Annotated in this window: 12 protein-coding genes; 2 read left to right on the forward strand and 10 right to left on the reverse strand. The window is 73.1% G+C overall.

The window, feature by feature from the left end:
- Positions 1–460 precede the first annotated feature (460 nt).
- The 9 genes from HB370_RS40515 to HB370_RS40555 all read right to left on the reverse strand — a co-directional run bounded on the left by HB370_RS40515 (position 461) and on the right by HB370_RS40555 (position 10,239).
- Positions 461–1,744: an MFS transporter gene (locus HB370_RS40515; protein WP_167513261.1), complete on the reverse strand. Its 1,284-nt coding sequence runs from the start codon at positions 1,742–1,744 to the stop codon at positions 461–463.
- 6 nt (positions 1,745–1,750) lie between these two features.
- A complete protein-coding gene (locus HB370_RS40520; RefSeq protein ID WP_167513262.1) occupies positions 1,751–2,842 on the reverse strand; it encodes a polysaccharide deacetylase family protein in 1,092 nt (363 codons plus the stop codon).
- A complete protein-coding gene (locus HB370_RS40525) occupies positions 2,839–4,215 on the reverse strand; it encodes a condensation domain-containing protein (protein WP_167513263.1) in 1,377 nt (458 codons plus the stop codon). The genes HB370_RS40520 and HB370_RS40525 overlap by 4 nt, the downstream gene beginning before the upstream one ends.
- A gap of 68 nt (positions 4,216–4,283) precedes the next feature.
- Positions 4,284–5,420 carry an acyl-CoA dehydrogenase family protein gene (locus HB370_RS40530; protein WP_167513264.1) on the reverse strand — a complete coding sequence of 379 codons (1,137 nt, stop codon included), beginning with the start codon at positions 5,418–5,420 and terminating at the stop codon, positions 4,284–4,286.
- Positions 5,421–5,619: 199 nt separating this feature from the next.
- The gene (locus HB370_RS40535; protein WP_167513265.1) at positions 5,620–6,369 is read right to left on the reverse strand and encodes a class II aldolase/adducin family protein; all 750 of its coding nucleotides are present in this window, start codon (positions 6,367–6,369) and stop codon (positions 5,620–5,622) included.
- Positions 6,366–7,082, reverse strand: coding sequence for a dihydrodipicolinate reductase C-terminal domain-containing protein (locus HB370_RS40540; RefSeq protein ID WP_167513266.1), 717 nt, complete (start codon positions 7,080–7,082; stop codon positions 6,366–6,368). Before HB370_RS40540 ends, HB370_RS40535 begins: the two co-directional genes overlap by 4 nt.
- Positions 7,075–7,338, reverse strand: a complete 264-nt coding sequence (locus HB370_RS40545) for a phosphopantetheine-binding protein (RefSeq protein WP_167513267.1) — start codon at positions 7,336–7,338, stop codon at positions 7,075–7,077. Before HB370_RS40545 ends, HB370_RS40540 begins: the two co-directional genes overlap by 8 nt.
- A gap of 28 nt (positions 7,339–7,366) precedes the next feature.
- A complete protein-coding gene (locus tag HB370_RS40550) occupies positions 7,367–8,806 on the reverse strand; it encodes a class I adenylate-forming enzyme family protein (RefSeq protein WP_167513409.1) in 1,440 nt (479 codons plus the stop codon).
- 5 nt (positions 8,807–8,811) lie between these two features.
- Positions 8,812–10,239, reverse strand: coding sequence for a nitroreductase family protein (locus tag HB370_RS40555; protein ID WP_167513268.1), 1,428 nt, complete (start codon positions 10,237–10,239; stop codon positions 8,812–8,814).
- 326 nt (positions 10,240–10,565) lie between these two features.
- Between HB370_RS40555 and HB370_RS40560 the strand changes: the two genes are divergently transcribed.
- A complete protein-coding gene (locus tag HB370_RS40560) occupies positions 10,566–11,057 on the forward strand; it encodes a hypothetical protein (protein ID WP_167513269.1) in 492 nt (163 codons plus the stop codon).
- 139 nt (positions 11,058–11,196) lie between these two features.
- On the opposite strand, the gene HB370_RS40565 is transcribed toward HB370_RS40560, so the two are convergent.
- Entirely contained in the window at positions 11,197–12,090 is an 894-nt protein-coding gene (locus HB370_RS40565; RefSeq protein ID WP_167513270.1) for a LysR family transcriptional regulator, read from the reverse strand.
- A 101-nt stretch (positions 12,091–12,191) separates the two neighbouring features.
- Here HB370_RS40565 and HB370_RS40570 point away from each other — a divergent pair, with 101 nt between their 5' ends.
- The gene (locus HB370_RS40570) at positions 12,192–13,280 is read left to right on the forward strand and encodes a zinc-binding alcohol dehydrogenase family protein (protein ID WP_208974487.1); all 1,089 of its coding nucleotides are present in this window, start codon (positions 12,192–12,194) and stop codon (positions 13,278–13,280) included.
- Positions 13,281–13,350: the final 70 nt, after the last annotated feature.

Consider the following 13,350-nt stretch of genomic DNA (forward strand, 5'->3'; position numbering starts at 1 on the left):
GCACGTCGGCCTGTTCGGCGCGCTCCATGCCCGGCGCTCGGCCCAGCTCGCCGGGCCGACGACGCGCTCTTCCACGACGCCGCCGACCTCGTCTTTGAGGGCCCGGCCTGGAGGTCCTCCCCGGCGTCACCACGGCCCTGCTGTGCGACGGCGGCCACGACCACGTCTCCGCCCCGGTGACGGTCGAGCAGGCCCGCGCGGCCGAGGCCGCTTCGCCGCCGACACCGCCGTCGGCGCCCGCGCCATCGCCGGCATCGCGGACACCGACCCGGCCACGGACCACCCGCTGTTCCGGGACTTCCAGCACGGTTACCTGTCCACCGAAGGGGACGTTCTTGAGGCGACCTTCCGGCCGCCGGCCGCTCCGGTCGCCGTGTCCGCGATCCGCCCGCCCGGCTCGTCCCCGAACCGGCCTCCGCCGTGCGCCTCGCCGCCCGCGCGTGCACACGGCCCGCGCCGTTCAGGCGCGGTCCGGTACCCGGGCCAGGGTGCGGATCGGGCGGGTCAGCAGCAGCGCGGCGGCGGTGAGCAGGGCGACCACGATGCCCACTTGCAGCACTCGGTCGGTGCCGAAGGCTCCGGCGGCCGGACCGGCCAGCGCGCTGCCGACCGGGAACATGCCGACGGAACCCGCGACCTCGTAGGCGTGGACGCGGTTGAGTACCTCGCCCGGCACCTGGGTCTGCACGCTGGTGGCCCACATGACGCCCCAGAAGGTGATGCCGATCCCGACCACGACCTGGGCGACGGCGAGCAGCCACACCGGCCAGCCGAGCACGATGCCCAGCGGGTAGAGCGGGTACGTCAGCATCGCCACCGCCCCGGCGGCGAGCGGACGGACCGGCTTGTAGCGCAGCGCCAGCACCCCGCCGGCCACGGTGCCCGCCCCGAACGCGCAGTTGAGCAGGCCGAAGGCGGTGGCGCCGTGCGCGGGCACGATCACCCCGGCGGCGACCGACAACTGCGGTCCCCAGGAGAGCACGGCGAAGAACATCCAGATCACGATCACGCCCCACAGCCAGCTCCGGGAGCGGAACTCGTACCAGCCGGCCACCAGGTTGCGCCACAGGCTCTCGCCGGCCGGCGGCGCGGGCACCACGCCGAGCCGCAGTGCGAACAGGCAGCCCGCGCTGGTGCCGTAGGCGACGGCGGAGATCACCATGACCCAGCCGGTGGCGGCGGTGCCGACCAGTACGCCGGCCAGCGCCGGGCCGCCGAGCGCGGTGAGCGCCTCGGAGATGCGCAGCACACCGTTGGCGCCCTGCACGTCCCGGGCCACCAGCGGGACGGTCGAGGAGGCGCCCGGCTGGAACATCGCGTTGGCGGTACCGGCCACCATCAGCAGGCCGTACAGGTGCCAGAGGTGGTCGATGCCGTGCAGGAACAGGAAGGCGAGCAGCACATGGGTGGTGAGGTTGGCCAGGTCGGAGGCGATCATCATCCGGCGGGCGGTGAACCGGTCGGCGAGCACCCCGCCGAAGAGCACCAGCCCGGCGAACGGGCCGACCAGGAAGGCCATCGAGTAGCCCGCGGTGCTCAGGCCGTACCCGGAGCTGAGCAGTCCGGCCGAGACCGCGACCGGCAGCATGGCCCAGCCGAGCAGGCCGGCGCTGCGGGCGGTGAAGTAGTACTGGAAGTTCCGGGACCAGATCGCCGGTTCCCCGGCCGGCGGCGGCCCGGCGGCCCGGTCCTGGTCGTGCGGGGCCGTCACCGCCGGGGTGTGGTCTGCCGAGCGATCCTTCATGGGTCTTCAGTGCTCCAGCCGTAGATCGTGTGCTTCTTGGACGAGCGGCCGGCTGCCGCCGGTGCCGGGCGGCGCGGGCAGTTCTGCCACGGGGACCGGTTCCAGGCCGCGTTCGAGCAGGCCCTCGATGATCGACGGGAGGGCCTGTACGGTCTGGCGCCGGTCGCCGCCGCTCTCGTGCATCAGCACCACCGAGCCCGGTCCGGCGGCCTCCAGGACGGTCGCGGCGATCCGCTCCGGTCCCGGTCTCGCCCAGTCGCGGGAGTCCACGTCCCACAGGGTCAGGGTGGTCGGGTGCCCGTCGAGCGCGGCCAGCACCTCCGGGCTCAGCGCGCCGTACGGTGGCCGGAACCGGGTCGGCGCCTCGCCGGTCACCCGGGCCACCGCCTCCGCCGTCCGGTCGAGCTGTTCGCGCAGTTGCTCCGCGGTCAGGTCGGGCAGGAAGGGGTGTGACCAGGAGTGGTTTCCGATTTCGTGGCCGGCCTCGGCGATCCGGCGCACCTCGTCGGGCAGCGCCGCGACATGGTGGCCGACGCAGAAGAAGGTGGCCCGGACGCCGTAGCGGTCCAGGATCTCCAGGATCCGGCGGGTCTGCACCGGGTCGGGGCCGTCGTCGAAGGTGAGCGCGATCCGGGGCGTGTCACGGTCGCCGTGCTCCAGGCAGCGCCCGGCCGCCGTCAGCGCCGCCTGCAGCGGTTCGCTGCGCCGTACGCCCTCGAAGTACTCGTCGGCGCGGCCGGCCAGGGTGCCGCTCTCGGCGGTCACCCGGGCCAGCTCGCCCGGGGTGCTGTGGGCCTGTTCGGCCAGCCGGCGGGCCGGGACGGAGCCGAACCGCGGCCGGGGCGGCAGCAGCCAGGGATCGGCGCGGTAGACCTCAAGGCCGGCCGCCGTCATGGGCCCGTCGAGCAGACCGTTGGTGCTGTCGATCACCACGGCCAGCGGCTGTTCTCGGCCCAGTTCCCCCAGCCAGGCGATGAGTTCGGCGACCTGGGCGGCGCCCCAGCCGCTCGGTTCGGTCACTCGGCGGCCCGCGCCGTCGATGACCTCGACCCGGTAGCCCGTGCCCGTCCAGGCGATGCCCGCGTACCGCGTGCTCACGCCTCCCCCAGCGCCATCGCCGCGGTGACGACCAGCCGCTCGACCCCGCGCAGGAAGGTCTCCATGCCGTCGCGGGTGAGGACGGCCGGGTCGGCGGTCATGCACAGCTCCAGGGCGCCGGGGGCGGTCAGCACGTCCACCGCCACGGAGACGTTCGCCCGGGGCAGGAACTCCGTGGGCCAGCTCAGCTCGGTGCGGCCGGTCAGCTCGGTCAGCGCGGCCCGCGGGCGTCCGGTGGTGTCGAAGGGGCCGGTGCCGGGGTCCCGGGTGTCGTTCCACCAGCACGAGTGGTCGGCGGCCTCACCCCGCTCGACGAGCCGCGCCACCTCGCGGTCCAGCGCCCACTTGTCGTATCCGGCGTGCCGGAACGCGCTGAACGAGACGGACCGCGTCCGGCGTACCGCGTCCTGGAAGTCCCGGCCCGCGTCCGGGAGGAGGAACACCGCTTCCTGCGCCATCGTGCTGACCGACTCGGCGGCGGCCGGCTGGAAGCGGTTGCTCACCACCACCTGGAACAGGATGTCGTCGCTCCCGGACATCCTGGCCAGCTGGTGGGAGGCCGCGCCCAGCAGCACCGCCGCGTCGCTCGCGCCCCACCCGGCCGCGACCCGTTCGACGGCGACCGCGAGCGCGGGCGAGCGCAGTAGCGCGTTGGGGAAGAGCCGGCCCGGGTCGGTGTCCGCGAGGTCCGGTGCCGCGGGGGCGGTGAAGATCCGCCGGGGGCCGGCGGTCAGTCGCTCGCACCAGTAGCGCCGGGCCGCCTCGTCGCGGCGGCGGCCGAGCGGGGACGCCTGGAACTCGGCGGCCTGCAGCGGCTGGAGGGCGGGCCGGGCCGCGAGCAGCGACTCGGCGGTCCCGCCCGCCTCGATCAGCCGCAGGTCGCGCAGCATCCGGCCCTCGCCCCACAGGTCCATCGCGGTGTGCGAGGCCGCCAGCACCAGCCGGCGCACCAGCCCTTCGCACTCCACGAGGCCGACCCTGAACGGCCACTGGCGCGCGTGGTCGAAGGGGCGCCCCGCCAGCTCGTCCAGCAGGGCTTCGCCGACCGCCGGGGCCTTCGCGGCGGCGCAGGTGCGGACCGCCACGGGCAGCTCGCCGCACCCGTCCACGACCTGGCGCAGCCCGTCCTCGCCGTCCGGCAGGAGACGGGTGTGCAGGCTGTCGTGCATCCGCAGCAGTTCCGCCAGGTCCGCGAGGACGCGGGAGGCGGGGCGGGGCGGGTCGAGCGGCAGGTCCAGCCGCAGATTGTAGCGGGGGGCGTCGTCACCGAGCCGGGTGACGACGCCCCAGATCGCCCGCTGGCCCCAGGTGGCGGGGCCGGTGCCGGATCTGGCGGAGTCCAGTGTGAGGGTCCGTTCCTCGACCGTGGTCATCGTGTTCCGAACCGTCCTTTCGGGTTGCCTCGTTCGGTGCTGCTGACAAGGGGGGCGTGCCCAGACGGCTACAGGCCCTGCGAGATGACCATGCGCTGGATCTGGTTGGTGCCTTCGACGATCTGCAGCAGCTTGGCCTCGCGCATCCAGCGCTCCACCGGGTGGTCGCGGACATAGCCCGCGCCGCCGAGGACCTGCACCGCGTCGGTGGTCACCTTCATCGCCACGTCGGTGGCGAACAGCTTCGCCTTCGCCGCTTCCAGCGAGTACGGGCGGCCGGCGTCCTTCAGCCGGGCGGCCGCCAGGGTGAGTGCCCGGGCCGCGGCGATCTGGGTGGCCATGTCGGCGAGCAGGAAGCCGATTCCCTGGAAGGAGAGGATCCGCTGTCCGAACTGGCGGCGTTCCTTGGCGTACCGCACGGCGTAGTCGGCGGCGGCCTGGGCGATGCCGACCGCGCAGGCCGCGGTGCCGAGCCGGCCGCAGTCCAGTGCGCCCATCGCGATCAGGAAGCCCTTGCCCTCGCGGCCGATCAGCCGCCCGGCCGGCACCCGGACGCCGTCGAAGCCTATCTGGGCGGTCGGGTTGGACCACACGCCGAGTTTCCGTTCCGGCTCGTGCACCACCATGCCGGGCGTGCCACCGGGCACGACCAGACAGGACAGGCCCCGGGCACCCGGTCCGCCGGTGCGGGTGAACACGGTGTAGAAGTCGGCGTGTCCGGCGTGGGTGACCCACGCCTTGGTCCCGCTGATCCGGTAGCCGTCGTCCTCCCGGACCGCCCGGGTGGTGAGGGCGGCGGCATCCGACCCGGCCTCCGGCTCGGACAGGCAGTAGGCGCCGAGGAGTTCGCCGCCGAGCATGCCGGGCAGCAGTTCCTCGCGCTGGGCCCGGGTGCCGTAGGCGGCGGTGCCGAAGCAGGCGAGGTTGTGCACGTTGACCGCTTCGGCGACCCCGAACCAGTGGTAGGCGATCTCCTCCAGCACCTGGAGGTAGACCTCGTACGGCTGTCCGCCGCCGCCGAACTCCTCGGGGTACGGCAGGCTCAGCAGCCCGGCCTTGCCCAGGGTGCGCACGATCTCCCGGGGGAAGGTGTGGGATTCCTCGAACTCGGCGACGCGGGGAGCGAGTTCGTTGGCAGCGATGTCCCGGACCAGGGCGAGCAGATCGGCCGCCTCCTCGGTGGGCAGGATGCGCTGGACCTTCATCGGAAGTCCTCCGTGCGTGTCGGGTGCGGGTGGGCGGGAGCGGGGCGGGCCGGGTCTCGCGGCGGGTGGCGGGCGGCGCGGTGCGGGGGCGGCCGGACGGCGCGCGGGCGCGCCGGGCCTGGTGGCGGCGTGGCGCTCCGGGTCGGCGCAAGTTCGGCGGCGGCGGGCCGTCCCCCGGCGGGCCGTTCGGGCGATGGGGTCAGCCGTGGTCCCAGCTGGCGGTCTCCGGCCAGTGCCGGCCGACCCGGCGGACGGCGTAGTCCCAGTACGAGCGGACGGAGAGGTCGGCGTAGACGAAGTCCTGCTTGGCGGCCACGTCCCGGTCGGTGGACCAGGCGTACGGCACGCCGGTGCCCTCGGCGGTGAGCTGGAGGCGGCAGGCCCGCTCCAGCACCTGGGCGAAGACGGCGGCGTGCCGCACGCTCTTGCCGACGATGACTCCGCCATGGTTGCGCAGCAGCACGGCCGGGTGCTCACCGAGGTCCTTGGCGATGTGCTCACCGGTCGCGATGTCCAGAACGGTGTTGCTGGTCTCGGTGAACAGGCCGAGCCGGTCGCGGAAGTAGGCGCCGTCGTGCGAGACCGGGCGCATCTCCAGGTCGGTGGCGCCGAACAGCAGGGTGTACGGCGCGTGGCTGTGGACGATGCCGTTGACATCCGGCCGGGCCCGGTAGATGGCCTGGTGGAGGGGGAGTTCCGGCGGTGCCTGCGGAGGGGCGGGCCGGGTGTGGTCCACGGCGCAGCGGACCACGTCCGCCGGCGCGGCCTCGTCGAAGCCGACCAGGGCGCCCTTGATGAAGAACTCGTCCCGGCCGGGAATCCGGGCGGAGATCTGGCCCTGGTTGAAGTCGTCGTGCCCGTCGAGGGAGAGCATCCGGGCGCCGAGCGCCACCTGGAGAACGAGCCGGCGTTCGGCCGGGTTCAGCGGCTGCGGTTCCTCGGTGGTCATGTCCTGCTCCTAGCTGTCAGGTCGTCGTAGACGGTCCGCATGGTGACCAGGCCGGGAGTGGCGGAGCGGGCCCAGTCGGCGGCGGCCAGCGCGCCCCGGGCCGGCACCGTCCAGCTGCCGACGTGGTGCCGCATGTGCAGCGACTCGCCGTCCCAGGTGTGGGTCAGCTCGTGTTCGCTGACGGGCAGTCCGGACCGTTCGTCGGCGATGTCGGCCACCTCCCGGCCGCTCGCCCCGGTCCAGGTTCCGGCGAGCGCCAGCGCGGTGGCGCTCGGCCGGTGTGCCTTGCCGAGCGGGTGCCGTTCGCGGACGGTGGTCACCGGGTCGAACCGGCCCGTGGCGTAGGCGGCGGTGAACTCGGCGATGCGCGCCTGGAGGTAGTGGCCGAAGGAGAGGTTGGTCGCCCGGACCACCGGCACCGTTCCGGCCAGTTCCGCCAGCGCCTTCCACTGGGTGTCCGACAGATTGGAGACACAGGCGACGAGCGGTATCCGGTGCCCCGCGCAGTAGTCGAGGACGTCCGCGTGCGCCTCGGGGGCGCTCGCGTCGATCAGTACGTCGGGGATTGCCTCGGCGGACCAGCCGGTACGGCGGGAGGCGGTGAGGCAGACCCTGGTGCCGTCCGCCCGGCAGACCGCGCGCACGGCCGAGCCGAGCCGCCCCAGGCCGACGATCCCGATCGTGCGGCCGCCCGCCGCGGGTGTCTCAGGCATCGGCGTCCGCGCCGCCGGCGAGTACCAGGGCCGTGACGGAGTCGATGGTCTCGTAGTGCTCGATGGCGGCCTCCGGGTCCAGGTAGACCCCGACCTCGTTCTCGATGCTGTCGATCAGGCGCATGTAGGAGAGCGAGGTGTACCCGACGTCGCGCAGGGAGTAGCCGGCGGCGGCGAGGTCGGCGGCGGTGACGCTGCCGTCACCGGCCGCGATGACGAGATCGATGATCTTGGTGCGGAGCGCGCTGCTGTCCATGGGCAAGTCCTATGGGTCGAAAGGAGGTTCAGTGGCTGTCTGGGGTGCTGAGCAGGCGGCGCAGGCGCTCGACGGACGGCTTGCCGATCGAGTTCGCCGGTATCCGGTCCACCAGGCGCAGGATGCCGGGCACCTTGAACGACGGGAGGGCCGCCGCGCAGTGCGCGCGCAGGGACTGCGCGGTCACGCCCGGTTCCGCGGCGACGACGGCGGCCAGGGCCGGTTCGCCGTGCTGGTTCTCGGCCTCGAAGGCGACCGCGTCCAGGACACCGGGGGCCGTGCGCAGCACGTCGGCGATCTCGATCGGGTCGATCTTGCGCCCGCCCACGTTGACCATCCGGCTCGTGCGCCCGGTCAGGTGGAGCACGCCGTCGAGCAGCCGGCCCTGGTCACCTGTGTGGTAGTAGCCCTCGCCGTCGAGACGCTGCTCGAACAGGCCGGGCGCGTTGAGGTAACGCGAGCCCATCGACTCGCTTCTGACCCGGATGCCGTGCTCCTCGGCGAGCAGGTGCACACCGGGCAGGGGCGTGCCGAGCCCGCCGCCGGTCGCGTCGGCGGCGTACGTCAGCGGCCCGGTCTCGGCGACACCGTAGTAGTTGTGGATCGGTACGCCGGTGAGCCGGGTGAACTCCTCGCGTACCGAGTCGCGCAGCGGGGCACCGGAGGAGATCGCGGTGCGTACGGTGGCGAAGCCCGCCTCGGGGGCCCGCCGCACGATCGAGTCGTACAGCGCCGGGAACGCCACCAGCCGGGTGGCGGCCGTGCTTTCCAGGAGCCGTACGACCCGGGAGGCGGTGGGCAGACCGTGGGACAGGTGCAGTGAGGCGCCTTGCAGGAAGGCCGCCAGCAACGAGGTGTTGAACGCCAGGCCGTTGGAGAGCGCCGCGAAACAGGCGATCCGGTCCTCGGCCGTGAGACATGTGCCCTTCACCCAGTTGACGGCCGCCGCGGACACCGCCGTGCCGGAGAACTCGATGCAGTTGGGCCTGCCGGTGGAGCCGGACGTGAAGCGGCACACCTCGGTGTCGTCCAGCAGCTGCGGACGCGGGGTTTCGTACCGGCGCACCCGGCTGACCGTGAGGTAGCCGAACTCGCCGTCGTCCGTGAGGGTTTCGCTCACGATGTCCCGTACGTCGGCGCTCGGGGCGTGGATCAGCAGGTCCAGCCCGCAGTCCTCGGCGATCCGGGAGAGTTCGAACGGGCCGAACGCCGAGTCGGCCAGGAAGGGCACCGCGCCCGCGAACAGCGTGGCCAGGTAGGCGACCACGTATTCGACGGAGTTGGTGGCGTACAGACCCACCCGGGGCGGCTCGCTGCGCACGTCGTACCGGGCGAGCCGGTCCGCCGCGGCACGGGCCCGGACGGCCAGGTCGGCGTAGCCGAGGAGACCGTCGGCGTCGGTGACCGCGACCCGGTCGCCGTGGCGGGCGAGGACGTCGGTGAGTACTTCGGGAAGGACGGCGCGCATCTCGGTCACCGCTCGTTCTGGGCGTGCGCCATGGCAAGCCGGTCCAATTTGATGCCCGAGTCGTCCGGGCGGCCGATCAGCAGGGCGTACAGGATCTCGTCGTCCTCCGGCAGCCCCGCCAGCGTCCGCCACAGCGGTGTGTCGAAACCGCCGATGGCGGTCACGCCGACCCGCGCGCGGTGCGCGCCCAGGTAGAGCAGTTGGCCCAGGGCGCCGCAGCGGAAAGCGAGCTCGCGCAGGTTCTCGGTGCCGGCGGCGGAGCCGGTACCGGCGAGCGAGGTGCGCGGCACGTGCAGCAGCAGGATGGCGGCGGCCCCGGCGAGGGCGCGCTGCTGCATGCAGGCTCGGGCCACCTCGTCGGTGGACGGCAGCCGTCCTGGCCGCCGCTCGCCGGTGTCCAGCCGGTACACCGCGTCGTGTCCGGGTTCCGCGGCCGACCGCAGCACGAGCGTGGCGGACAGCGCCGTGGTGTCGGGCAGGTCGGTCTCCAGCGGTGTCGTCAGGGCCGAGACCGTCTGCCAGACGGCGGCGACGGGGACGGGGGCGCCGGTGAACGCCTTGCTGGAGGCGCGCGTTCCGATTAGTTCGGACCAGGCGGACGCATCGCCCAGGCCGCTGTCCGCGGCGGGCAGCCGTCCGTCCGTGCGGACGCGCGCGAGCGGCGCGGCCACCGTGTGGAGGGCCGGGACCTCGGAGTGCCCGGTCCACCCGGCGAGGGAGTCCCAGCAGGTGCTTTCCAGCCATGACCGCCAGGTGGGTCCGCGCCGTTCCCGGTCGGTGTCGTCGTGTACGGTCCACCGGGTCCAGGAGTCGTCGGCCGGACCGGCCGGCAGCAGGGTCACCGAGTGAATCTCCCGGAAGTTCTCGTCTGCCTCCAGCAATTGCGACAGGGATTCCCTCGGGAAGCGCAGCCGTAGCGCCCCCGCCGCGCCACGGCCGGCCGCGGCCAGTGCGAGGTTCCCGGCCGCGTGTCCCGCATCGAGCTGGGTGTAAAGGTATCCCCGGTCACCATATTTGCGCATGGAAAGCCAGGGGCGGGTGAGCGTGACGACCAGGGCGCCGCCGCCTTCCGGGACGGCCAGATCGGAGGCGTCGAGCGCGGCGGCGACGGCCGCCCCGGCGGCCACCCGGGCGCAGGTGCGCCGGTCGGCGTCGACCCGGAACGCCGTCGGCACGCCGTCCTCGCCGGTGAGGACGGCGAACTCGTAGGGGTACAGGGCGCCGGCCGACGGCACCGCCCGCGCCGCGTACGAACCGCAGGAGCGGTTGGCTTTGCTGGTCAGCACGCCTTCCTCGAGCAAGGACAGGGCGCGGCGGAGTCCGGGCGCGACGACGGGCCCGGCGGGTGGTTCGGGGGGCGCCGACGGCAGCGCCACCCGGTCCCACAGGTCGGCTCCCGGCACGGGTTCACGTACGGTCAGGTTTCCTTGCACGTCGGCACCAGCCTCCTGTTGTCTGACAGCTCACGGGATGTGCCTGAGACGGGCGGTGACCTCCGTACGGACGGCACGGAGGCAATACGCCAATGCGAAGATGTGACATTCGCGCACGCAATGGCACCTTGCAGGACTTGCAGCTGTTCTTCGATCAGGACTGACGCGTTCTCGGATCGCGAGACGGGCGCATAGCCTTCTGGAACCGGAATGCGGAACGCATCCGGGAGAGCGTGTACAGGAAGGGAACACATGATCGGTTGCGGCCATCGACAGCATGCCAAGCGGCCCCACATTGGTCAAGACCAATGAAACAAAGCTGTTTAATGAGCGACCACCCCGTGGCCGACGGGTCACCACGACCGGCCCTGACGGCGACCGCGAAATCGTCACGAACCAGCCGGTTCGCGCCGGGCCGCATCGCGCGGCGCACCATCCGGGCGGCCGACGGCTTGCCCGCCCCAGGCCGGCACGTCCTGGAGGGCCTGCGCCAGGAGCACCGGCTGCTCGTCGCCCATGCCTCGGGCCGCCCGCGGCTGGTCGGACAACTTCCGGCGGACCGCGTACAGGTGGTCACGGCGGGAAGGACCCGGCTCGCGGTGCTCGGCCGTGCGCCGGGCACCGCGGCCGTGCGCCCGGGGGTGTCGCCGGGCCGGACGGACGCGGCGCCCGCAGGAGGGGAGGCGGCGGCGAGCGACGCCCGGTACGACGCGCTTCGGCGCCACCTCGCCCGGATCCGGGACACGGAGGATCTGACCGTCCACGCAACTGCTCAGGCGAAGCCGCGGGCAGCGTGGAGCACCTGGAGTTCGCTGTAGCAGCTCGCCCCAGGCTACGAGCCCGGATCAGCTCGCTCGCGTATCCGCAGGTTGGACCGTCATGCACGGGATGCCGAGCTGTGACGGCGGCGGAGCCGGGCGTCAGTACCGCGAAGAACAGGGCGGCGGTGGCGGCGGTTCAGACGGTCGCGGTGATCGCTCGGGTGACGGCCGTGATCGCCGGAGTGGGGCGGCCGCCGAGGCGTGCCACGAGCACACGACGGATCTCGGGGGGTGCGCCGTCGACGCGCAGCAGGCTTACCCCCGGCGGCAGTACCGGTGACAGGAGGGAGGGCGCTGTGGTCACGCCGAAGCCGCCGGCGACCAGCTGGAGTTTGGTCAGCCAGTCGCGCGCGGAGTGGATGACGCGCGGCCTTCCGGGCAGGCCGGGCCAGACGCCGAGCAGCGGCTCGCCGCCTGATGACGGGGTGGCGATCCAAGCGGCGTCGACCAGCTCGTCGACGTGCACCGTGGTGCGTCCGGCGAACTCTCCGGTCGAAGGCACCGCCACGACCAGTTCGGTGTCCGCGACGGCCTCGAGGTGCAGACGCGGCGAGTCGCCGTCGAAGGGCCGGTGGGGCGGGCGGGATGTCAGCACGGCGAGGTCGAGCGAGCCCGCGCGCAGTGCCCGGATCAGCATGGGCGTGGTGCCCTCGCGGGTGGTGACCGTGATCTGCGGGTCGGCCTCCGCGAGGTGTGCGAGTGCGGCGGGCAGGATCGCCGAACCCGCGCTCAGGACTGCCCCGAGCCGTACGAGTTCGGTCCGTGGGACGGTGCCGGTGAGCTCACGCTCGGCCGCCGCGAGTGAGGCGAGGACCGTGTGGGCGTGCCGCAGCAGGGTCAAGCCGGCGGGAGTGAGCCGTACCCCGTCCGGGCGGCGTTCGAACAGGGTGGCACCGACGCTGCGTTCGAGGGCGGCGGCCTGGCGGGAGACGGCCGACTGTGTGTATCCGAGCCGGGCAGCTGCCGCGGTGAAGCTGCCGGACTCGGCGATCTGCCGCAGGACCCGCAGTCCCGCGCTGGAGATGTCCATGCGGGATAGGCATACCACAGATGCCGGATCCTCGCTTCCCGCATGTTCCGTCCCGCTCCTAGTGTCGATCTCGAGAGCACGGACAACACGGAGGTCATCACGTGCGAGCAGCAGTTCTGACGCGGTTCGGCGCCCCACTCGCGGTGCGGGAGGTACCGGACCCCGAGGCCGGGGGCGGTGAGGTGGTGGTCGAGGTCCTCGCCGCCAGCGTGGCGCCCTACGCGGCCGAAGTCTTCAGCGGCAAGCGGAAGTACCCCCTTGTCCCCCCTGTCGTACCCGGTGTCGGCGCGGTGGGGCGGATCCTCCACGTCGGCCCGGACGCCACCCGGCTGCGGGCCGGCGACCTGGTGTGGTGCGACTCGACGGTGCGTTCGCGAGACGATGCCCTGACGCCCGACATCACGCTCCAGGGCTGGAGTTCACGTGGCGAGGGCGGTGCGCGGCTCGCCGAGTACCTGCACGACGGCGCGTTCGCCGAGCTCATGCGGCTCCCGACAGAGAACGTCTTCCCGCTGCCCGCCGAGGCCGGGGAGGATCCGGCCCGCTGGGCCGCGCTCACCGTGCACACCATCTCCTACGGCGGGCTGCTGGCAGGCGGGCTCGCGGCCGGCGAGACGCTGCTCGTCAGCGGGGCCACCGGCAACCTCGGCAGCAGCGCGGTCGCGGTCGCGCTCGCGATGGGCGCGGGCCGCGTGGTCGCCCCCGGCCGCAACAAGGCCGCGCTCGACCTGCTCGCCGACCGGTTCGGTCCGCGTCTGCGCCCGGTCCCGCTGACCGGGGACGAGGCCACCGACCGCGCGGCGATGTCCGCGGCGGCCGACGGCCCGATCGACATGGTGATCGACCTGCTCCCGCCGAGCGCACCCAGCTCGGCCTCGCGTGCGGCGGCCATGACCGTGCGCGAGTACGGCCGCGTCGTCCTCATGGGCGGCGTCGGCATGCTCGGTGGCGACGACCTCGCACTCCCGTACCCATGGATCATGCGCAACTCGATCACCGTGCGCGGGCAGTGGATGTACCCGCGCACAGCCAATGTCGGCATCATCCGGCTCCTCGCGTCGGGCACGCTGGATCTCGCCCCCGAACGGGTCCGGTCGTTCGGCCTCGACGCCGTCAATGACGCCATCACGTACGCCGCCGCGCACGGCGGCCCGTTCGACCGCACCAGCCTCACCCCGTCAGCCGGCTGACACGGCCCGCTGATCCACTGCAATGCGCAGGCCAAACCGGACCGCCGTACGCCACCTGGGTATGTTTCCT

Source organism: Streptomyces sp. DSM 40868 (assembly GCF_011820545.1).
Lineage (GTDB): Bacteria > Actinomycetota > Actinomycetes > Streptomycetales > Streptomycetaceae > Streptomyces > Streptomyces eurythermus.